Annotated in this window: 19 protein-coding genes; 9 read left to right on the forward strand and 10 right to left on the reverse strand. The window is 67.6% G+C overall.

Annotated elements, in window-relative coordinates; translation table 11 throughout:
• Positions 1-5 precede the first annotated feature (5 nt).
• Both LGN17_RS07585 and LGN17_RS07590 read right to left on the reverse strand, forming a co-directional pair.
• Positions 6-1,757, reverse strand: coding sequence for an ABC transporter permease (locus LGN17_RS07585; protein WP_226195744.1), 1,752 nt, complete (start codon positions 1,755-1,757; stop codon positions 6-8).
• An 81-nt stretch (positions 1,758-1,838) separates the two neighbouring features.
• Positions 1,839-3,428: an inorganic phosphate transporter gene (locus tag LGN17_RS07590; protein WP_226195745.1), complete on the reverse strand. Its 1,590-nt coding sequence runs from the start codon at positions 3,426-3,428 to the stop codon at positions 1,839-1,841.
• A 255-nt stretch (positions 3,429-3,683) separates the two neighbouring features.
• Here LGN17_RS07590 and LGN17_RS07595 point away from each other — a divergent pair, with 255 nt between their 5' ends.
• From LGN17_RS07595 to LGN17_RS07605, 3 genes are all read left to right on the forward strand, one after another.
• Positions 3,684-4,628, forward strand: coding sequence for a metallophosphoesterase family protein (locus LGN17_RS07595; RefSeq protein ID WP_226195746.1), 945 nt, complete (start codon positions 3,684-3,686; stop codon positions 4,626-4,628).
• 25 nt (positions 4,629-4,653) lie between these two features.
• Complete coding sequence (locus LGN17_RS07600) at positions 4,654-4,986, forward strand: cupredoxin family copper-binding protein (protein ID WP_226195747.1); 333 nt, start codon at positions 4,654-4,656, stop codon at positions 4,984-4,986.
• Between the two features lie 351 nt (positions 4,987-5,337).
• Positions 5,338-6,477 (forward strand): patatin-like phospholipase family protein, encoded by a 1,140-nt coding sequence (locus LGN17_RS07605; protein ID WP_226195748.1) that lies wholly within the window; start codon positions 5,338-5,340, stop codon positions 6,475-6,477.
• A 208-nt stretch (positions 6,478-6,685) separates the two neighbouring features.
• On the opposite strand, the gene LGN17_RS07610 is transcribed toward LGN17_RS07605, so the two are convergent.
• Together LGN17_RS07610 and LGN17_RS07615 are read right to left on the reverse strand one after the other, a co-directional pair.
• Entirely contained in the window at positions 6,686-7,855 is a 1,170-nt protein-coding gene (locus LGN17_RS07610) for an alpha/beta fold hydrolase (protein WP_226195749.1), read from the reverse strand.
• An 85-nt stretch (positions 7,856-7,940) separates the two neighbouring features.
• Positions 7,941-8,978 (reverse strand): HAD family hydrolase, encoded by a 1,038-nt coding sequence (locus tag LGN17_RS07615; protein ID WP_226196434.1) that lies wholly within the window; start codon positions 8,976-8,978, stop codon positions 7,941-7,943.
• Positions 8,979-9,183: 205 nt separating this feature from the next.
• Between LGN17_RS07615 and LGN17_RS07620 the strand changes: the two genes are divergently transcribed.
• Positions 9,184-9,492: an ArsR/SmtB family transcription factor gene (locus LGN17_RS07620; RefSeq protein ID WP_096473910.1), complete on the forward strand. Its 309-nt coding sequence runs from the start codon at positions 9,184-9,186 to the stop codon at positions 9,490-9,492.
• An 82-nt stretch (positions 9,493-9,574) separates the two neighbouring features.
• The gene (locus LGN17_RS07625; RefSeq protein WP_226195750.1) at positions 9,575-10,636 is read left to right on the forward strand and encodes an alkene reductase; all 1,062 of its coding nucleotides are present in this window, start codon (positions 9,575-9,577) and stop codon (positions 10,634-10,636) included.
• 18 nt (positions 10,637-10,654) lie between these two features.
• On the opposite strand, the gene LGN17_RS07630 is transcribed toward LGN17_RS07625, so the two are convergent.
• Positions 10,655-11,182, reverse strand: a complete 528-nt coding sequence (locus LGN17_RS07630; RefSeq protein WP_226195751.1) for a GNAT family N-acetyltransferase — start codon at positions 11,180-11,182, stop codon at positions 10,655-10,657.
• A gap of 87 nt (positions 11,183-11,269) precedes the next feature.
• On the opposite strand from LGN17_RS07630, the gene LGN17_RS07635 reads away from it, so the two are divergent.
• The 3 genes from LGN17_RS07635 to LGN17_RS07645 are packed head-to-tail and all read left to right on the forward strand — an operon-like array spanning position 11,270 to position 13,296.
• Positions 11,270-11,881, forward strand: a complete 612-nt coding sequence (locus tag LGN17_RS07635) for a LysE family translocator (RefSeq protein WP_175968735.1) — start codon at positions 11,270-11,272, stop codon at positions 11,879-11,881.
• 43 nt (positions 11,882-11,924) lie between these two features.
• Complete coding sequence (locus LGN17_RS07640) at positions 11,925-12,290, forward strand: hypothetical protein (RefSeq protein ID WP_226195752.1); 366 nt, start codon at positions 11,925-11,927, stop codon at positions 12,288-12,290.
• A gap of 49 nt (positions 12,291-12,339) precedes the next feature.
• Entirely contained in the window at positions 12,340-13,296 is a 957-nt protein-coding gene (locus LGN17_RS07645; RefSeq protein WP_226195753.1) for an alpha/beta hydrolase family protein, read from the forward strand.
• Here LGN17_RS07645 and LGN17_RS07650 read toward each other — a convergent pair.
• Positions 13,293-14,213, reverse strand: a complete 921-nt coding sequence (locus tag LGN17_RS07650) for a phosphatidylinositol-specific phospholipase C (protein WP_226195754.1) — start codon at positions 14,211-14,213, stop codon at positions 13,293-13,295. The two genes, LGN17_RS07645 and LGN17_RS07650, sit on opposite strands and share 4 nt — an antisense overlap.
• A gap of 6 nt (positions 14,214-14,219) precedes the next feature.
• Between LGN17_RS07650 and LGN17_RS07655 the strand changes: the two genes are divergently transcribed.
• Entirely contained in the window at positions 14,220-15,242 is a 1,023-nt protein-coding gene (locus tag LGN17_RS07655; protein ID WP_226195755.1) for a LacI family DNA-binding transcriptional regulator, read from the forward strand.
• Positions 15,243-15,274: 32 nt separating this feature from the next.
• On the opposite strand, the gene LGN17_RS07660 is transcribed toward LGN17_RS07655, so the two are convergent.
• The 4 genes from LGN17_RS07660 to LGN17_RS07675 all read right to left on the reverse strand — a co-directional run bounded on the left by LGN17_RS07660 (position 15,275) and on the right by LGN17_RS07675 (position 19,826).
• Positions 15,275-16,135, reverse strand: a complete 861-nt coding sequence (locus tag LGN17_RS07660; protein ID WP_226195756.1) for a carbohydrate ABC transporter permease — start codon at positions 16,133-16,135, stop codon at positions 15,275-15,277.
• Positions 16,132-17,001, reverse strand: a complete 870-nt coding sequence (locus LGN17_RS07665) for a carbohydrate ABC transporter permease (protein WP_226195757.1) — start codon at positions 16,999-17,001, stop codon at positions 16,132-16,134. Before LGN17_RS07665 ends, LGN17_RS07660 begins: the two co-directional genes overlap by 4 nt.
• Positions 17,002-17,035: 34 nt before the next feature.
• Positions 17,036-18,274: an ABC transporter substrate-binding protein gene (locus LGN17_RS07670; RefSeq protein WP_226195758.1), complete on the reverse strand. Its 1,239-nt coding sequence runs from the start codon at positions 18,272-18,274 to the stop codon at positions 17,036-17,038.
• Between the two features lie 343 nt (positions 18,275-18,617).
• On the reverse strand, positions 18,618-19,826 hold the full coding sequence (locus LGN17_RS07675; protein WP_226195759.1) for a porin: 1,209 nt from the start codon (positions 19,824-19,826) through the stop codon (positions 18,618-18,620).
• Positions 19,827-19,887: the final 61 nt, after the last annotated feature.

Below are 19,887 nucleotides of genomic sequence, written 5' to 3' on the forward strand. Positions count from 1 at the left end.
TACTCTCAATCGAGACGGAGCCGGGATTCCGCATAGGCGTACATCGGACGCCACAGCAGACGGTTGAACAGGGTAACGAACAAGGACATCACGGCGATGCCCAGGATGATCTTCGGGAAATCGCCGGCCGCGGTCGTTTGCGCGATATACGCGCCGAGGCCGTGCGCGACGACCTTCGTGTCGCCCCACTGCACGAACTCGGACACGATGCTCGCGTTCCACGCGCCGCCCGACGCGGTAATGGCACCCGTCACGTAGTACGGGAAGATGCCGGGCAGGATCGCCTGCCGCCACCACTGCCAGCCGCGGATGCGGAAATTCTTCGTCGCTTCCTTGTAATCGTTCGGATAGGACATCGCGCCGGCGATCACGTTGAACAGGATGTACCACTGCGTGCCGAGCACGATCAGCGGCGACAGCCAGATGTCCGCGTTCAGGTGGAAGTGGACGATCACGATCACGAACACCGGGAACAGCAGGTTCGCCGGGAACGCGGCGAGAAACTGCGCGAGCGGCTGGATCTTCTCGGCCAGCGCCGGGCGAAGCCCGATCAGCACGCCGAGCGGCACCCAGATCACCGACGCGATCGCGATCAGCACCAGCACGCGCAGCAGCGTGATGAGCCCGAGCACGAGCACATGCCCGACCTCGCCCATCGTCACGCCGGTCGCGACGAACGTGACGACGCGCCATACGACGTACACCGTCAGCAGGATCACGAACGCGGCCCACACGATGTCGCCGATACGCGACGAGCGGCGCGACGACGCACCGTTCGCACGCGTGCCCTTCCGCGACGGAAAGCGCAGCGGGATGCGCGCGGCCTGCGACAGCAGCCAGCCGGCCGGCACGAGCAACTGATGGATCAGGTGCGTGCGGCGCATCATGTCGAGCAGCCAGGATTGCGGCGCATCGCCCGACGCGGTGTTCTCCATCCGGAACTTGTCGGCCCAAGCGACGAGCGGGCGGAACAGGAACTGGTCGTAGGCGAGGATCACGACCGACATCGCGACGATCACCCAGCCGACCGCGCCGAGGTTCTTGTCGGAGATCGCCTGCGCGAGGTACGCGCCGATGCCCGGCAGCGTGATGGTCTGGTTGCCGACGGTGATCGCTTCCGACGCGACGACGAAGAACCAGCCGCCCGACATCGACATCATCATGTTCCAGATCAGGCCCGGCATCGAGAACGGCACCTCGAGCTTCCAGAAGCGTTGCCACGGCGTCAGGTGAAAGCCGCGCGACACTTCGCTCAGGTCGCGCGGCACGGTGCGCAGCGACTGGTAGAAGCTGAACGTCATGTTCCACGCCTGGCTCGTGAAGATCGCGAAGATCGCGGCCAGCTCCGCACCGAGCACGCGGCCCGGAAACAGCGCGAGGAAGAACGTGACGGTAAACGAGATGTAGCCGAGCACCGGCACCGACTGCAGGATGTCGAGGATCGGAATCAGCACCATGCCCGCGCGGCGGCTTTTCGCGGCGAGCGTGCCGTAGACGAGCGTGAACACGAGCGACGCGACCATCGCGGCGAGCATCCGCAGCGTGGTGCGCAACGCGTATTCAGGCAGGTTCGACGGATCGAGCGAGATCTTCTGCGTCTGCAGCACGCCGATCGGCGCCATCGTCTGGTGGAACCCGACGATCGCCATCGCGAGCAGGCAGATGATCAGCGGAAACGCGACGGCATCCCAGCGGTTGGGCAGCACGCGCCACGCCGAAGCGTTCGCGGTGCGGTTCGGATCGAAACTGATATCCATCGGTAGCGTCTTGTGTTGAATTGAAAATCGATGGGACCGGCCGCGCATCGCGCGGCCGGACGTCGCGCCCCCCGGCGCGGGTCAGAACAGTCCGTGCAGCACCCAGTACAAGGCAGCCGACAGCGCGATCGATGCGGGCAGCGTCAGCACCCACGCGAGCACGAGGTTGCGCACCGTATCCCAGCGCAGGCCCGCGCCGCTGGCCGTCATCGTGCCGGCCACGCCCGACGCGAGCACGTGCGTCGTCGATACCGGCAGCCCGTACGCGTCGGCCATCCCGATCGTCAGCATCGCGACGGCCTCGGCCGACGCGCCCTGCCCGTACGTGAGATGCGACTTGCCGATCTTCTCGCCGACCGTCACGACGATCCGCTTCCAGCCGACCATCGTGCCGAGGCCGAGCGCGATCGCGACCGCGACCTTCACCCAGGTCGGAATGAATTTCGTCGCGCGGTCCATCTGTTTCTTGAACGCATCGAGCGCGCTCGCGTCCTCGACCGAGAACGCCGGCGCCTTCGCCTTCTCCATCAGCCGGATCGCCTCGGACGCGACGTACATGTTGTTGCGTACGTTGTCGACGAGGTTCTGCGGCACGCTCGAGATGCCGCCGGCCTGCGCGACCTGGTCGGCGATCGTGTCGGTGAGCTTGCCCAGCGCCGGAATCGTCGCGGGCGTCAGCGTGTGCGTGCGCACGTAAGCCTCGACGTCGGCGCGCGGCGCGGCCGACTGCGCGGCCGGGTCCGCATACTTGACGAGCGTCGTCGACGCGTGGCGCGCCACCGCGACGAACGTGCTCGTCTGGTCGGGCGTCACGGCCTTGTTCAGCGCATACGCGGTCGGCATCACGCCGATCAGGATCAGCATGATCAGCCCCATGCCCTTCTGCCCGTCGTTCGAGCCGTGCGCGAACGACACGCCCGTGCAGGTCAGGATCAGCAGCAGGCGGATCCAGAACGGCGGCGGCTTGTTGCCCTTCGGCTCCTGGTACAACGCCGGCACGCGCACGAGCGCCTTCAGCAGCAGCAGCACGAGCGCGGACAGCACGAAGCCGATCAGCGGCGAGAACAGCAGCGCCTTGCCGACGCCGAGCGCCTGGTTCCAGTCGACGCCGCTCGTGGCCGACGGGCCGCTGACGATCTGGTTCATCAGGCCAACGCCGATGATCGAGCCGACGAGCGTGTGCGAACTCGACGACGGCAACCCGAAATACCAGGTCGCGAGGTTCCACGTGACGGCCGCGATCAGCAGCGAGAACACCATCGCGAAGCCCGAGCCGCTGCCCACCTGGAGGATCAGCTCGACCGGCAGCAACTGCAGGATGCCGAACGCGACGGCGCCGCTCGACACGAGCACGCCGAACAGGTTCCAGAGGCCCGACCACACGACGGCGAGGTGCGGGTCGAGCGAATGCGTATAGATGACGGTTGCAACCGCGTTCGCGGTGTCGTGGAAGCCGTTCACGAACTCGAAGCCGAGCGCGATCAGCAGCGCGACGATCAGCAGCAGGAACGGGAGGACCGAACTTTCCTTGACGGGACTGAGATCGGCGCTGAGATGAATGCCGACGTAGACGATCCCGCAGGCAATGATCAGAAAAAACAGCGCGAGGCTGATGGTACGCGTGCGGTGGCTGACCGCACCGCTGGTTTCCGTTGCCGCGAGATTCGGCATGAAGGGGCTCCGGAGAGGTGACTCGGAGTGGCAGGCTATCGATCGGTCGTGACGCAAATGTGACGTGTCACTTACAAGTCATTGACAGGTCATCCTTCAAAAATCTTGCACCGCCCGCCAAGCCGCGAACACGGGTGCTCGGCCTCGTCATGCGCGGGAATAAATCCGCCGCTGCGCCGGTATGGCAAGCAAAGGCGCCGGTTTATTCCAGGACGATCCGGCCGTCCGGTTTCGTCATACGAATGCGAGGCTCACATGTCTTCATCGCCCCCCATCAACCCGTCGCGCCGCAAGGCCCTGCATTGCATGGCCTTCGGTGGCCTCGGCACGCTGTTTACGCTGTCGGGCGGCATCCTGACGCCGTTCGACCTCGCGCTCGCGCAGACTGGCGACACGCTTCCCGCCAATGCGGGCCGCCCGCTGTTCGTGCAGATCAGCGACACGCACATCGGCTTCAACAAGGATGCGAACCCCGACGTATCGGCCACGCTGAAGCAGACGATCGACCTCGTCAACGGCATGCCGGCGATGCCCGCGCTGGCCATCCATACCGGCGACATCACGCACCTGTCCAAGCCCGAGGAGTTCGATCACGCGTCGCAACTGCTCTCCGCGCTGCGTGTGCCGGAACTGCATACGGTGCCCGGCGAGCACGACGTCACCGACGGTTCGGGAGCCGAATACTTCGGCCGGTTCGGCAAAGCATCCGACAACCGCGGGTACTACAGCTTCGATCACGCGGGCGTGCACTTCATCGGCCTCGTCAACGTGATGCACTTCAAGCCGAACGGGCTCGGCAGCTTCGGCGACGACCAGCTCGCGTGGCTCGCGCAGGATCTGAAGGGCCGCTCGTCGAGCACGCCGATCGTCGTGTTCTCGCACATGCCGATGTGGACCATCTACGAGCCGTGGGGCTGGGGCACCGGCGACGCGCCGCAGACGATGGCGCTGCTGCGCCGCTTCGGCTCGGTCACCGTGCTGAACGGGCACATCCACCAGATCGTGTCGAAGGTCGAAGGCAACGTGACGTTCCACACCGCGCGCTCCACCGCGTTCCCGCAGCCGACGGCCGGCAACGGCCCGGGCCCCGTGCCGCTCACCGTGCCGCGCGACCGGCTGCCGTCGATGCTCGGCGTGACGACCGTCGAATTCGCCGGCCATCCGGTCGCGTCGTCGCTGCATGACACGACGCTGGCGTGACGCACCGAATCATAAGGAGACCGACATGACCCGCTTCAGGCAATCCAGCTTCATCGCGGCGCTGATCCTGTGCGCCACCGCCCCGCTCGCCGCGTTCGCGCAAGGTCCGGACGGCTCGCTCGTGACGATCCACAACTTCATGTTTTCGCCGATGTCGACCACGATCAAGGCCGGCACGACGATCACGTGGAAGAACCTCGACGCGGAACCGCACACCGTCGTCAACGACGCCGGCATCTTTCATTCGAAGGCGCTCGACCAGGACGAGACGTACTCGTTCCGCTTCGACAAACCGGGCGTCTACAAGGTGTTCTGCGGGATTCACCCGTACATGAAGGAGACCATCACGGTCGAATGACGCGGCGCATCGCCCACGCGGACGAATGGCGAAGGACGGTGGGCCGCCTTCAACGGCTCCCCCATTCGCCCGCGTGGCTGACGGCGCCACCCAGGCCCAGGATCGACCTCGGCGCCGTGCCCGAACGCCGCGGCAGCGGCTTGTCCGCAGCCGTTCGACGCGCCGTGCGCGGCCCGGCACCGCGCGAGCGGCCGCAGGCACGCCCCCCCGCTGACGCACTTGAGGGTCGGAAGCGACCGGCGAAGCAGGCGCCACCGCATATTGCACTGCGGGCGGCCCCCCGCCGCCGATCGCCTAAACTGAATCGATCCGTCCGGATCCGACCCACCGTCACACGCAGCGAGGCAAGCCATGACCGCGAGCCAGCCGGCACGCATGGATCTCCCCGGGCAAGTCGTGCTCGTGCTCCAGGGCGGCGGCGCACTGGGCGCGTTCCAGCTCGGCGTCTTTCAGGCGATGGACGAAGCCGGTATCCGGCCCGACTGGGTGGTCGGGACGTCGATCGGCGCGATCAACGCGGCGCTGATCGCCGGGAACCCGCCCGGGCTGCGCTACGAGAAACTGTCGGCGTTCTGGCGCCGCGTGACCGAACGGACCCGTTTCGACACCGCGCCGCTGTTGCCCGGCTGGGACCGGACGCTGGCCGAGCTGATGATCATCGGCGGCGGCATCGCGGGATTCTTCCAGCCCAATCCGGCATCGTGGCTCGGCCCGATGGTCCGCCTCGGCGTCGATCGCGCGTCGTATTACCGGATCGCGCCGCTGCGCGACACGCTCATGTCGCTGATCGATCCCGACCTGCTGAACGCGGGCCACCCGCGCCTGACCGTCAGCGCGGTCAATGCGTGCACCGGCACGATGCGCTATTTCGATTCGCGCGACACGCGGCTCGGAATCGAGCACATCATGAGTTCGGGCGCACTGCCGCCCGCGTTCCCGGCAATCCGGATCGACGGCGAACCGTACTGGGATGGCGGCGTGTATTCGAACACGCCGGTCGAAGTCGTGCTCGACGACAACCCGCGCCGCAGCTCGATCATCTTCTCCGTCCAGATGTGGAACCCGGCCGGCCCCGAGCCCGAGAGCATCTGGCAGGTGTCGGAGCGGCAGAAGGACATCCAGTATGCGAGCCGCACCGACAGCCACATCGCGCGCCAGCAGCAGATCCACCGGCTGCGCCACGTGATCCGCGAACTGGCCCGCCACGTGCCGGAAGCCGAACGCGCATCGCCGGCCGTGCGCCGGCTCGCCGCGTGGGGATGCGAAACCACGATGCACCTGATCAAGCTCGCGGCGCCGCGGCTCGCCAGCGACAATCAGCTGAAGGACATCGATTTCACGCCGGACAGCATCGCCGCCCGCCGGCAGGCCGGCTACGAAGCAGCACAACGCGCCATCGCGGCACGTCCGTGGGATACGCCGACGGACCCGATGGAAGGCCTGGCGGTATTCGACGCGAGCGCGCCGCCCATCCCGGAAAGCCCGGCATGACACGCAGCCCTGCAACAGCAGGCCGAAAGCACGGCAGCGTGCGCAGCGTGTCGAAATAATCGTCGAGGATCGTGACGTTCAGGGGGCGCTCCTGGCAACGTTGTCATCCTGATCCGGGAATGCTTCGCCGGGAAATGAATTTATCTTGCCGACTCCCGCGTTTTTCCGACCGATCGGTTTTCACCGTACGCGGACTTCGCGCGGGCGCTCACTGCCGTGCCGCTCGCATGTCCGGCGCCGTACCGGCAACGACCGGACACGATTGCGGCAACGCCTGCCCGAACAGCACGGCCAGCCCGCAAGCGGACGTGAACATGCCGAGACCGTCATGCCCGACGCCCGGCACTTCGACGACCTGCTGCGCGAGATCGTCAGGATGCCGCTTCTTCAGATAGTCGAAATACGCGAGCCCGCGCGCGAGCCGGTACGGGCCTTGCGCCATCGCCGCGCACGAGCGATCGATGAAGTGGGTGTACGGGTTCGTGTCGGCCTGGCCGAGCAGGTACACGACATGACGCGCGACATAGCGTGTTTCGAGATCGCGCACGTCCTGCGACGCGACATAAGGCGGCGCCGACTTCAGCCCGTATTTCCACTCCGTCGCGCGCGGGCAGGTTCCGCCTGCGATCGCCTGGCCATCCGGCCGTTCGTCGTCGAAATACAGGTAGCTCGACGGGTTCGCGACCACATAGCGCACCGCGATGCCGGCCCGCTCCAGCGCATCGCCTTCGTGCCCGGCCACCGCATAGCGCTGCAGCAACTGCGCGCCGGCGGAATGGCCGATCACGACCACGCTCGACAACGCGGGATACAGGTTGCGGTCGGCGAAATGCGCGAGCAATGCGTCGAGCGCGGCGAACGAACTGACCGGGCCCGGCTGGCGGGCCGGTTCGCCGCCCTTCCATCCTTCCTGGGTCCAGGCCAGCGTTTGCGCGGGCAGCGAGAACGCGCGCGTATCGGCGCGCGTCAGGAACTGCGGCGCGACGACCATCGTGCCCTTCCCGGCCGCTCCGGCCTTCTCGACGACCTTGAGCCCCGCTGCATAGTACGCGTCGGCGTTGCGAAGCGTGCCGTGAATCACGACGAAGACGCGGGTGACATCAGGCGCGGCGTGGTCGAGCGGAGGGTCGGCATAGACAGGCAACACCGCGCTGCCCTGCGGCGTATCGACGGCCAACCGCTGGCTGGCGACGGCCTTGACCGGCGCCTCGAGGCGTTCGCGTTGCGTGGGCGTAGCGGCTTCGGCCGGACGCGCGCCGCCCGGCACGCCGAGCACGGCGCAAGCGGCCGCGAGCGAAACGGCAGATGACAGGGTTCGTGCTGCCGGCAGCACGCGCGAGCACCGAAGGCTGGCGAAGGCGACGGAAATGAGTGACATGGCGACGGATCGAGTGGCGGGTATGACTTTAACGGCGATGGTCGCAGAATCCGTCGTGCGCTGCCGGACCGTTGCGGGAAGCGGGTCAGTCGGCCGGGTCCGCGCCGCGTTCGGCGTCGACGCAGGCGTTGCCCGAAGCACGCTGCATCCGTTGCACGATCGCGTCCAGTTCGCCGATATGCGCGGCCACCGCCTGCTTGCCCGCTTGTGCCCATCCGTCGAACGATGTCATCCCGCTCACTGCGCCGACGAACGCCATACCGGCCCGCTCGGCCGCCTGCGCGTCCACCGCATGATCGCCGACGTAGATCGCCGAGCGAGCCGGCAGGCCAAGTCGCGCCAGTGCCTGCAAGAGCCCTTCCGGATCGGGCTTGTGACGCTGCACGTCTTCCCCGCCGATCAGCACGTCGACGAGCGACTGCAAACCGTTGCGCTCGAGAATCGCCTCGATCCGGTAACGAAACTTGGACGACACGATCGCGACGGCGAGCCCTTGCTCTCGCAACCGGGCAAGCAGCGGCGGCACTTCGGGATAGATCCGGGTGCCGGGCACCATGATCTCGTCGGCGCGCGCCACGAAGCGACGCGCGAATGCATCGGCCCGCGCCGGTTCGGTTTCGCCCGTCAGCGTGCGAAACATCTCCTGCAGCGGCAGCCCGATCACGGCGCCGATCTGCGCCGGCGTCGCGCCGGCTGCGCCAAGCTGATCCAACGCGTACTCGGTGCACTCGACGATCGCGGCGGACGAATCCGCCAGCGTCAGATCGAAATCGAAGATGACGGCCCGAACAGGCATGAAAGGACTCCTCAAACAAGAAGGGCCGGCGCGCGACGCGCAGACAGTTGCACCGCATAGGCAAAGAAGTCCGCGAACGGTTGCATATCGAAGTGCGGACGTCCGTACTGCAGCACGTGCTGCTTCAAGTATGCGGCCGCCACCGCGAACGCACACCGGCGATCGCCGCATCGATGTCAGCACAACCGTTTGAGCGCGGCAGCCGGCGGAGCGGGCGGCATGTCGAGCGACGCCCCGAAAGTGCTCGCCAAGCTGCACGCGCAGCTCGGTGAATGAAACAAGGGACTGCGTGATTCGCAATCCTGGATTGCAGCGCGCACGGAACATCAAGTGAACGGTTCCGGCCTGACCGAGGATACGTCACGATCGGGACCGTCCCGACAGTCTCCGCGGAGGCTGCGCCGAAGCAACGCCTCGGTCGCCAGCTATCAACCCCATAGCCAGCAGTGCTTTCAAACATATCGTCAAGTTCCGATATATGATTCGCCCATCGACGATACCCGTCTGCCCGACCTGAACCTCTGCTCCATCCATGCCGACCGAAATCGACATCGACGCGATCCTGAAAGCGCTCTCGAACCCCGTGCGCCGGGAAATCCTCGTCTGGCTGAAAACGCCGGGCGAGCATTTTCCGGCGCAGACGCTGCCGTACGAACACGGCGTCTGCGCGGGCCAGATCGACGCGCGCTGCGGGCTGTCGCAGTCGACCGTTTCCGCGCACCTCGCGACGCTGCAGCGCGCGGGGCTCGTGACGTCGACGCGGATCGGCCAGTGGGCGTTCTTCCGGCGCAACGAGGCCGTCATCGACGCATTTCACGACGCTTTGCGCCGCGATCTCTAGCCAACCGGCCGTATCGGCCACGCGGGCCTGCGTTGCGCATGACGCGACGGCGCGCCCGCCTTTCGTGAAGAGGTTATTTGCCATGCCCACCCTGTTCGATCCCGTCACCCTCGGCGACCTGACCCTGCCGAACCGCATCGTGATGGCGCCGCTCACCCGCTCCCGTGCCGGTGCGACGCGCGTGCCGAACGCGCTGATGGCCCGCTACTACGCCGAGCGCGCAACGGCCGGCCTGATCATTACCGAGGCAACGTCGGTCACGCCGCAGGGCGTCGGCTACGCGGACACCCCCGGCATCTGGTCCGATGAGCAGGTCGAGGGCTGGAAACAGGTGACGCAGGCCGTGCATGCGGCCGGTGGGCGCATCGTGCTGCAGCTCTGGCACGTCGGCCGGATCTCCGACCCGGTGTTCCTGAACGGCGACCTGCCGGTCGCGCCGAGCGCGATCGCCGCGGGCGGCCACGTGAGCCTCGTGCGTCCGCAACGCCCGTACGTGACGCCGCGCGCACTCGAACTCGACGAAATCCCGGGCATCGTCGCCGCGTACCGCAAGGGTGCGGAGAACGCAAAGGCCGCCGGCTTCGACGGCGTCGAGATCCATGGCGCGAACGGCTACCTGCTCGACCAGTTCCTGCAGGACAGCACCAATCGCCGCACCGATGCGTACGGCGGCCCGGTCGAGAACCGCGCACGCCTGCTGCTCGAGGTGGTCGACGCCGCGATCGACGTGTGGGGCGCCGGCCGCGTCGGCGTGCACCTTGCACCGCGCGGCGACGCGCACACGATGGGCGATTCCGATCCGGCGGCCACGTTCGGCTATGTCGCACGCGAACTCGGCCGCCGCAAGATCGCGTTCATCTTCACGCGTGAGTCGTATTCGGGCGACCACCTGAGCCCGCGCCTGAAGGAGGCGTTCGGCGGCCCGCTGATCGCGAACGAGCAATTCACGCTCGACACCGCACAGGCCGCGCTTGCAAGCGGCAGCGCCGACGCGATCGCATGGGGCAAGCTGTTCATCGCGAACCCCGACCTGCCGCGCCGCCTCGAACTCGGTGCGCCGCTCAACGCACCGGTGCCGGAGACGTTCTACGCGGAAGGCGAAAAGGGTTATACCGATTACCCGGCGCTGAGCGACGCGGCCTGACGGTCCGACAGCGCGTGTTCAGCGGCGCACGTCCGCCCGCATGAACACGCGCTGCGTCTCGTCGAGCCCGAGCGCGACGTGGTGCGCGCGGATCGCACGCAGCGTGTCGTCGAGCGTGGCGTCGTCGACGATGCTGAAACCCAGGCGCGCGTAGTACGGCGCATTCCACGGCGCATCGCGAAACGTCGACAGCACGACCTGAGCGATGCCCTCCCGCGCCGCGCGCGCCGTCACCTGTTCGATCAGGCGCGCGCCGATCCGCTGTCCGGCATGCGACGGCGCGACATCCAGTTCCTCCAGATAGAGCCGCTGCGCATCGAGCAGCCGGTAGAACGCAAATCCGACGCACGTGCCCTGCGGATCGACCGCGACATACGCGCGACCGTCGTCGATACGAGCGAGCACGGCAGCCGCATCGGTCGGCTCGCCGTCGGCGATATGGGTCATGCCGATGTCGCGGAACCGCTGCGCGGCGGCGACTTCCACGGCGGCCATCGCGGCCGCGTCTTCCCGCGTGGCGGGACGGATCAGGATCGATGCAGTCATGACGGCAATTCAGGCAGACAGTCTGGAACGGCCGTCACTATAATCGAAACCTCATACGTTTCGAACGCCCCACCCACGAGGTTCGTCATGACGTTGTCCGCGCTCGCCGTCTTCGCCATCACCCTGCTCGTCACCGCCGGCACGCCCGGCCCGAGCGTCGCCGCGCTGGTCGCACGCGTGCTCACGAACGGCGTGCGGGACGTGCTGCCGTTCCTCGCCGCGATGTGGCTCGGCGAGGCGCTGTGGCTCACACTCGCGGTCGCGGGGCTGTCCGCGTTCGTACGCACGTTCGAGACGGGGCTGATCGTGCTGAAGCTGCTCGGCGTCGCGTATCTGCTGTTCCTCGCGTGGAAGATGTGGGCCGCGCCGACGGAAACGGACGCCGACGCGTTGCCGCGCGGCCAGTCGCCGTGGCGCATGTTCGTCGCGGGCATGGCCGTCACGCTCGGCAATCCGAAGATCGCAGTGTTCTATCTCGCGCTGCTGCCGACCCTCGTCGACCTCACGCACGTGGGGGTGACCGCGTGGGCCGAACTGGTCGGCACGATGCTCACGGTCCTGATCCTGGCCGACTGCTTCTGGTCGCTGCTTGCGTCACGCGCACGGGCGTTCCTGACGTCGGCGCGCGCGAAACGCATTGCCAACCGCACGAGCGCGACCGCGATGGCTGGTGCGGCGGTAGCGATCGCGACACGCTGAACGGCGCCCCGCCGCACGCCACGGCATCGCCTGAGGGCCCGCCATGTCACAACTCGGCGCACTGCCTCCCGAACTCGCCGCCCAGTCGATTTCCCGTCGCGAAATCGTGCTCCCGCTCGCCGCCGCGCTCGCATGCATCGACTTCTGTGTACTGCATCGCCTCCCGATCTACGGCTGGGAAGGCTGGGTTCTGACCGCCGACGGACGGGTCGGACACGGTAGCGCGCCGCAAGGCACCGTCTGCCTCGCAGACTGGCCGCTCGAGGACGCGGCCGAATTCTGCCGCCGCACGATGGTGTCCGACGCCGAGATGTGGCAGATCGAAAATCCCGGAACGACGGTCACACTGCATTTCTGCATAACGATCGGCGGCACGCCCGAATCGCCGCGCCCGCGCGGCCGTACCTGACCAGCAAACCCGAACGGAAGTCCGCTCACTGCACCGGAGGGGAATCGACATGAAAACCTGGCTCCCGGCTGTCCTGCTCTGCCTGGCCACCACGGTCGCGCACGCGGCCGGTATCAAGTTCGTCAGCATCCTGGCCGATGCAGCCGGCCCCGAGCTGCGCGCGGCCATCTGGACGCCATGCGCGGCACCCGCGCAACCGCTCACGATCGGCCCGTTCCTGCTGAAAGGGCAACGCAACTGTCCGACCGCCGGCGACAAGCTGCCGCTCGTCGTGATTTCGCACGGCCATGCCGGCACGTACCTCGGGCATCACGACCTCGCCGAAACGCTGGCCGACGCGGGCTACGTCGTCGCGGCGATCAACCATCCCGGCGACACGCATACCGACATGAGCCGCGCGGCCGACATTCGGGAACTCGCCGAGCGACCGGAGGACATCAAGCGTCTCGTCGACTACATGCTGGCAAACGGGCCCGACGCCGCGCATATCGACCCCGCGCGGATCGGCTTCTTCGGCTTTTCGCGCGGCGGCTATACGGGCCTCGTGCTGGCCGGCGCCAATCCGGATTTCGTCCATGCGCGGATCGCCTGCCCCGACCCGACCTGGTTGATCTGCAAGCAGATACGCGACCATGACCTGCCGCCCCAACCGCTGACGCACGATCCGCGGATCAAGGCCTACGTGATCGCCGACCCGATGAACGAATTCCCGACCGCCGATTCGCTGAAGGACGTGCACGCGCCGATCCAGCTCTGGGGGTCCGAAGCCGGCGGCGACGGCGTCGAGCCGGAAACGGTTCCCGCGCTGGCCAGCATGCTGCCGCAACGGCCGGAATTCCACGTCGTGCCGAATTCCGCGCATTTCGCGTTTCTCGCGCCGTGCCCCGAACAACTGGCGCACACCTCGCCTGACATCTGTACCGATGCGAAGGGATTCGATCGCGCGGCATTCCACGAAACGCTCGACGCGAAGGCGCTCGCGTTCTTCAGCGCCAATCTCCGCTAACAGCGAAACGTCTTGCGCCAGACGCCCGGCACCGGCGCATGGTCGTTGCACGCGATCAGCGCGCGCACCAGCGCCCAGTCGTCGTCATCGCAGAAGTCGAGCAGCATCGCGCCAACCAGGCCGCGCTGCTCGCGCAGCCGTTCGGCCAGCCGCGCATGAATGCCCCGCACCCTGCCGTCGCCGTGCGCGACCACCGACGGATTCGCACCCATCCCGGTTCCGCTGCAGAAGTTGATCGCCCAGCGGCCGCTGTCCGGCGACGGCAGGTCCGTCAGCAGCGCGTCGATCGCACGCCACTTCCAGCCGATCGAAGCGGCCACCGGCACGCGATATTCGTCCTGGATCACGAATCCGCCATCGGGATGGTCGATCGTGAACGTCGCGTTGTCGGGCCACGCGGTCAGGTCGATGCCGAGCGGCCGGCTGCTGCGAAAGCGGCGCAGCAGCACGATTGCGCCGCGCACGTCGCCGAGCGCAGGCAACGTGCCGCCGGCATGCCAGCGCAGCCGCGGATGCCGCGCGCGATGCGCGTCGAACGTCGCATCGAAACTGCGCGTACACGCGTGCGCCGGCCACTCATCCTTCACCGACATCACGATGCATTCGCGCGGATGCGCTTCGAGAAAACGCGCACAGGTTGCCAGCACGTCGTCGAACGTCATGCCGAGCGCGATGCCGCCATGATGGATGTCGAATGCATCGCGCACGTGCCGGCAGCGGATGTCGAGCAGCCGCACGCCATGCGCGAGCTGCGCATCGAGCGGCGCACGCTGGGTGCGCACGAGCAAATCGTCGACGGTATACGCACAGGTGTCATGGCTGCCCGGTAGGGTCAGCGTATGCAGCAGCCGCGCATCGTCGAGCGCCGACATCCAGTCGGCGAGCGGCGTGCACGTATCGTGGCTCGAAGGGATCATGAATCGATGAATGACAAGGAAAGAAAGCCGTGGGTCACGGCGTCGGATGTCGCGGCGCGCGCCGGCGTGTCGCGCTCCGCGGTATCGCGTGCATTCTCGCCGACGGCGAGCATCGCCCCGCAGACGCGTGAACGCGTGATGGTCGCCGCGCGCGCGCTCGGCTACCAGGTCAACCTGATCGCACGCGACATGATCACGCAGCGCAGCAGCATGATCGGCGTCGTGACGGCCGGGTTCGAGAATCCGTTTCGCGCGCGGTTGCTGTCGGACCTGATGGCCGCGCTCGGGCAGCGCGCGCTCACGCCGCTCGTGACCAATGCGGAAGATCCGCGCCAGGTCCGGCAATCGCTCGAACAGTTGCTCAGCTACCGGATCGCGGGCCTCGTGATGACGTCCGCGTCGCCGCCGCTGTCGGTCGCGCAGCAGTATCTCGAACACCGGATCCCGGTCGTGATGATCAACCGCGACGCGAACCTGCCGGGCGCGGACATCGTCGTCAGCGACAACGCGGCGGGCGCCGTCCATGCGGCGCAGCGGCTCGTGCGGGCCGGCGCGCGCCGGCTCGCGTTCGTCGGGCCGCGCGGCGCGAGCTACAGCGCGCGGTCGCGTGCCGCCGCGTTCGAACAGGCGATCGGGCGCGGCGACGCATTCGACGCGACGCTCGCGCACGTGCTCGACACGCCGTCCGACACCCATGCAAGCGGCATCGAAGCCGCACGGCAACTGTTCGCGAACGCCAAGCGGCCCGACGGCGTGTTCTGCTCGTCGGACCTGCTCGCGCTCGGCGTGATCGACGTCGCACGCGGCGAATTCGGGTTGCGCGTACCGGACGACGTGCGCGTGATCGGCTTCGACGACATCCCGGCCGCCGAATACGACGCGTATCAGCTCACGACGCTCCGGCAGGACACGCGCGGCCTTGCGCACGCGGCGGTCGACCTGCTCGCCGACCGGATGCAGGCGTTCGACGGCCCGTCGCGCACGCGCATCGTGCCGGTCACGCAGGTGGTGCGGGCCAGCTGCGCATAGCGAGAGGAGATCGGGCGCGGCGGCGCCGCGCGTCACTTCAGCCCGCCCGCGAACCCGCGCAACAGGTAGCGCTGCACATAGCCGGCCACGGCCAGCGTGGGCAGCGACGCCATCAGCCCCGCGCTCATCAGGTCGCCCCAGTCGATGCCGTTCTCCGTCACGTAGCCGGCAATCGCGAGCGGCAGCGTGAAGCGGCTCGGCGTCGACACGAACAGCAGCGCGATCAGGAATTCGTTCCACGCGGCGATGAACACGAAGATCGCGGTCGCGATCAGCCCCGGCGTGCACAGCGGCAGCACGATCTGCACGAGCCGTCGCGCGAGCCCCGCGCCGTCGATGCAGGCCGCTTCCTCGTATTCGATCGGCACGTCGCGCACGAACGCGAGCAGCATCCAGATCGCCATCGGCAACGCGTAGATCTGGTACGCGAGCATCAGCCCGAGCGTCGAATCGAGCAGGTGCAGCCGCTTCGCGAGCGCGAACAGCGGCACCGCGATCGTGATCGGCGGCATCAGCTTCAACGCGAGCACGAGCACCAGGAACAGCAGGTCGAGCCGCGCCGGAAAGCGCAGCCGCACGAGCGCATACGCGGCCGGAAACGCGAGCGCCAGCGCGAGCAGCGTCGTGCCGAAGCCGACCAGCAGCGAATTGAACAGCGGCGCGCCAATACCGTTGGACCATACCGATGCGAAATGCTCGAAGGTCGGCGCGGCCGGCCAGAGCCGCAACGGATGATCGAGGCGTTCGAGCGTCGGCATGAACGCCGCGCCGGCCATCCACAGGCACGGCAGCAGCAACAGCGCGAGCGCGACGATACGCAGCACCCACGGCATCGCGCGACCGAGAGCGGCGCCCGTTCGTGCGCCCGTGATGCCTGCGGCTTGCGCCGTCATGCGCGCCGCTTGCGAACCGTCTGCCATACATACCCCGAGACCAGCAGCGCGGACGCCGCGAGCATCAGCACCGACGCGGCGCTCGCCGGCCCGACGTTGAAGAAGCGGAAGCCCGTGTCGTAGATATAGGTCGACAGCGTCTGCGTCGCGTTGCCGGGGCCGCCGCCCGTCAGCGCATAGACCTTGTCGAACAGCTTGAACGTGTCGATCGAGCGCAGCAGCAGCGCGAGGCCGATCTGCGGCGCCGCGAGCGGCAGCGTGATGTCGCGCAGGCACTGCCACTCGCTCGCGCCGTCGGTGCGCGCGGCTTCGTACAGCTCCTGCGGAATCGATTGCAGCCCGGCGAGCACGATCAGGAACGCCATCGGCGTCCACTGCCACACGTCGACGAGCGCGAGCGACCACAGCGCGAGATGCGGATCGGACAGCCAGCGCACGCCTTCGATGCCGAACGCCGCGAGCAGCGCGTTCAGGAAGCCGTCGAAGTTGAGCCAGTTGCGCCAGATTGCCGAGCACACGAGCGTGGACAGCATCATCGGCAGGATCGCGAGCGGCAGCGCGATGCGCCGCCCCGGAAACGCGCGCACGAACAGCAGCGCGAGGCCGAAGCCCAGCGCGACTTCGGCGAGCGATGCCACGATCGTGAAGCGCAGCGTATTGCCGAAGCCGGCCGTGAACCCGTCGTCGCCGAGCACCGCGCGATAGTTCGCGAGCCCGGCGAATGCGCGGCGGCCGGCCGAGTAGTCGACCTGGCAAAACGAGTCGATCAGCACCTGCGCGACCGGATACAGCGCGAGCGCGGCGAGCACCAGCAGCGCGGGCCCGAGCAGCGCGACGAACGGCAGGCTGCGGCCGAAGGCTTTCATGCGCGGTGTCCCGGCGAGGGTTCGAGGCGCACCGTCACTTGCCGGCCGCGGCCGTCGCCTGCGCGATCTTCTGCTGGGCCTGGCGCAGCGCGGCGTCGGGCGCGGCCTGCCCCGTCAGCGCGAGCTGCAACTGGTCGCCGAGAATGCTCTCGACCTGCTGCCAGTCCTTCACGCGCGGCCGCGCCCGGCCCGCTTCGAGCGCCTTCAGCTGATCCGGATACCAGCGGTACTGGCGTACCAGCGCCGGATCGTTGAACACGCTGCGGCGGGTCGGCGGAATGCCGATGCCGGCGAGGCGCGTCTGCGTGTCGCGGTTGGTCAGGTACGCGAGGAAATCCTGCGCGAGCTTCGCGTGCGGCGCGTCCTTCGGAATGCCCATCTGCCAGATGCCGAGCATCGGCGCCGGGCCGGCGGTCTGCCCGGGCGGCGGCTGCAGCGCGATCTGCCCGACCACGCGCGACTGCTTCGGATCGTCGAGCGCCGGCACCCACGCCGGCCACACCTCGATCGACTGCGCGGCCGTGCCGCGCTGCAACGCATCGCGCACTTCCGCCGCGCCGTACACGTCGACGTCCTTCGGCGCGGACGCCTTCAGCGCGAGGAACGTCTTCAGCGCGGCCTGCGCTTCGCGCGAATCGATCGTCACGTTGCCGGCATGGTCGAACACGTCGCCGCCATAGGCCCACAGGATCGGCAGGAAGCCCGTCACGACCGGGTTGCCCTTCGTGCCGCGGAACACGACGCCCGACACGCTCTTGTCCGCGCCGCCGACGGTCTGCGCGATCTTCAGCACGTCGTCCCAGTTGCGCGGCGGCTGCAGCTTGTACTTCGCGAGCAGGTCCTTGCGGTACGCGAACATCTCGACGTTGCCGACGATCGGCAGCGCGTACAGCGCACCGGCCGCGTTGCGGCCGAGCGCGACCGTGGACGGCACGAGATCGGCGTCCGCGAGCGACGCGGGCAGCGGCTTCAGCCAGCCGTTGCCGATGAATTCGGGCGCCCACGTGTCGTCCATCATCACGAGGTCGTACGCGCCGGTGCCTTCGCGCATCGACAGCTTGAGCTTTTGGTACAGGTTCGCGTTCGGCAGCTTGAGCAGCTCGATATCGGTGCCCGGGTGCAGCTTGTTGAAGCCGGCGACGGCGTCGGCCAGCCCCTTGCCGTAGATGTCGTCGCGGCCCGCGATGACGAGATCCGCCGCGCAGGCGTGCGAGGCGGCGAAGGACAGCGCGATGGCGGCGGACAGTACGCGCAGGCGGCTCAGCAGGGTCATGTGGTCTCTCTCGATCGGCGTGTGTAGCGGGACAACCATGCGTTGCACACGTGTGCAACGCCGGCGACACGTCGGGTCGCCTGAAACGTCGCCATTGTTCACGTCGACCGTGAAGGTATTGTGGCAAGCGGCAAGCCGGGCAACCCGAGATGCGTGTACGGTGCCGGACGGAGCGATCCGGTTCCTGATGACAATGGCGGGAAAGCCGCTTCCGACCTTCCGCGCCATCGCTTGCGATACGGGATTTCCGTCGATCTCGACCGTTCAGTTAAGCACACGGGCGATTTTTTTCAAGCATCGCTTTCCACCAGTTGACCGGCGCGCCGCTTCACGCCGCCGGCAATCAGAAGTTCACGCGAATGCCGGCCATCACCGCCAGTTGCCGGCTCGAGTTGCTGTTTGAGAGCACCGGAATCTGCGCGTAGTTCACCGCGTTGCCGTCCGCATCGGTGCCGAGCCCCTTCCCGCTCGCGATCTGGCCGATCGCGACCGCATACAGCGCCGTGCGCTTCGACAGGCTGTAGTTCGCACCGACGTTCACCTGGTGAAACCGCGTCGTGCCGCGCCCGTCGGTGTGCGCGGCGTTGAAGATATAGGCGACGCCGCCCTGCAGCGCGGGCGTGAACATGTACGTGGCGTTCAGTTCGCCGATATCGAACGTGAACGCCTGCGTGCGCGGCTGCGCGGTGGTCGAGAAATAACGGCTGTCGCCGAGGCGCGTATGCGTATAGGTGAGTGCGATCGTCGCATCGCCGAACGTGACCGAACCGCCCGCGCCGAACGCGCGCATCGCGCCCGCATCCTGCAGCAGGCAGTACATCGCCCCCGGATTGCTGCACGCGAAATCGCCGATATAGCCGCTCGCGCCGCCGAGCGCCGCATCGAGCGGCTGGTGCAGGTCGAGGTAGCCGACCGAGAACGCGACCGGCGCACGCGTGTACGTCGCGGCCACCGCATAGCCGCGCTTCGCGGAGAAATCGCCGGCCTGCCCGCCGAAGCTGAACGTGCCGCCGAACGTGAAGCCGTTGAAGTCGGCGCTGGTGAACTTCACCGCGTTGTTGAAGTTGAATGCGGCGTTCAGGTTGTCGACGTCGCCGAGGTGCGCGCCGTACGGTGTCGCCCAGTTGTTGCTCGACACGTACGCACCGAGCATGTCGGTGTATGAGTCGTACTGACGGCCGAGACCGAGCGTGCCGATCCCGTCCTGCCGCAGCCCGACCCATGCCTGCCGGCTGAAGGCCGTGCCGCCCTGCAGCGCCTGCCCGCTCGCGGACAGGAACTGCTGCTCGAGCGTGAACACCGCATCGAGCCCGCCGCCGAGCGGCTCGGCGCCCTGGAAGCCAAAGCGCGACGGCACGAGGTTGCCGCCGCCCATCTGCCACGCATGGCCGCCGCCCGTGCTGCCGTCGGCGCGCGTGAACTGCTGGTTCGTCGAGTAGATGATGCCGGTATCCACCGTGCCGTACAGCGTCACGCTGCCCGAGGTCTGCGCATGTGCGTGCACGCAGCCCAGCGTAGCCGCGGCCGCGGCCAGTCGTCGTCCGATCTTCATGTCCCGCCCCTCAGTGGTCATCGATTCGCAGTGCAGATCGATGGGGTTATCGATATGGGTG

This window comes from Burkholderia sp. AU30280 (assembly GCF_020420125.1).
Lineage (GTDB): Bacteria > Pseudomonadota > Gammaproteobacteria > Burkholderiales > Burkholderiaceae > Burkholderia.

Coding starts and splice junctions, on each gene's coding strand:
- LGN17_RS07585 (WP_226195744.1), bottom strand. CDS start 1,757: ATGGATATCAGTTTCGATCCGAACCGCACCGCGAACGCTTCGGCGTGG.
- LGN17_RS07590 (WP_226195745.1), bottom strand. CDS start 3,428: ATGCCGAATCTCGCGGCAACGGAAACCAGCGGTGCGGTCAGCCACCGC.
- LGN17_RS07595 (WP_226195746.1), top strand. CDS start 3,684: ATGTCTTCATCGCCCCCCATCAACCCGTCGCGCCGCAAGGCCCTGCAT.
- LGN17_RS07600 (WP_226195747.1), top strand. CDS start 4,654: ATGACCCGCTTCAGGCAATCCAGCTTCATCGCGGCGCTGATCCTGTGC.
- LGN17_RS07605 (WP_226195748.1), top strand. CDS start 5,338: ATGACCGCGAGCCAGCCGGCACGCATGGATCTCCCCGGGCAAGTCGTG.
- LGN17_RS07610 (WP_226195749.1), bottom strand. CDS start 7,855: ATGTCACTCATTTCCGTCGCCTTCGCCAGCCTTCGGTGCTCGCGCGTG.
- LGN17_RS07615 (WP_226196434.1), bottom strand. CDS start 8,978: ATGTTCCGTGCGCGCTGCAATCCAGGATTGCGAATCACGCAGTCCCTT.
- LGN17_RS07620 (WP_096473910.1), top strand. CDS start 9,184: ATGCCGACCGAAATCGACATCGACGCGATCCTGAAAGCGCTCTCGAAC.
- LGN17_RS07625 (WP_226195750.1), top strand. CDS start 9,575: ATGCCCACCCTGTTCGATCCCGTCACCCTCGGCGACCTGACCCTGCCG.
- LGN17_RS07630 (WP_226195751.1), bottom strand. CDS start 11,182: ATGACTGCATCGATCCTGATCCGTCCCGCCACGCGGGAAGACGCGGCC.
- LGN17_RS07635 (WP_175968735.1), top strand. CDS start 11,270: ATGACGTTGTCCGCGCTCGCCGTCTTCGCCATCACCCTGCTCGTCACC.
- LGN17_RS07640 (WP_226195752.1), top strand. CDS start 11,925: ATGTCACAACTCGGCGCACTGCCTCCCGAACTCGCCGCCCAGTCGATT.
- LGN17_RS07645 (WP_226195753.1), top strand. CDS start 12,340: ATGAAAACCTGGCTCCCGGCTGTCCTGCTCTGCCTGGCCACCACGGTC.
- LGN17_RS07650 (WP_226195754.1), bottom strand. CDS start 14,213: ATGATCCCTTCGAGCCACGATACGTGCACGCCGCTCGCCGACTGGATG.
- LGN17_RS07655 (WP_226195755.1), top strand. CDS start 14,220: ATGAATGACAAGGAAAGAAAGCCGTGGGTCACGGCGTCGGATGTCGCG.
- LGN17_RS07660 (WP_226195756.1), bottom strand. CDS start 16,135: ATGACGGCGCAAGCCGCAGGCATCACGGGCGCACGAACGGGCGCCGCT.
- LGN17_RS07665 (WP_226195757.1), bottom strand. CDS start 17,001: ATGAAAGCCTTCGGCCGCAGCCTGCCGTTCGTCGCGCTGCTCGGGCCC.
- LGN17_RS07670 (WP_226195758.1), bottom strand. CDS start 18,274: ATGACCCTGCTGAGCCGCCTGCGCGTACTGTCCGCCGCCATCGCGCTG.
- LGN17_RS07675 (WP_226195759.1), bottom strand. CDS start 19,826: ATGAAGATCGGACGACGACTGGCCGCGGCCGCGGCTACGCTGGGCTGC.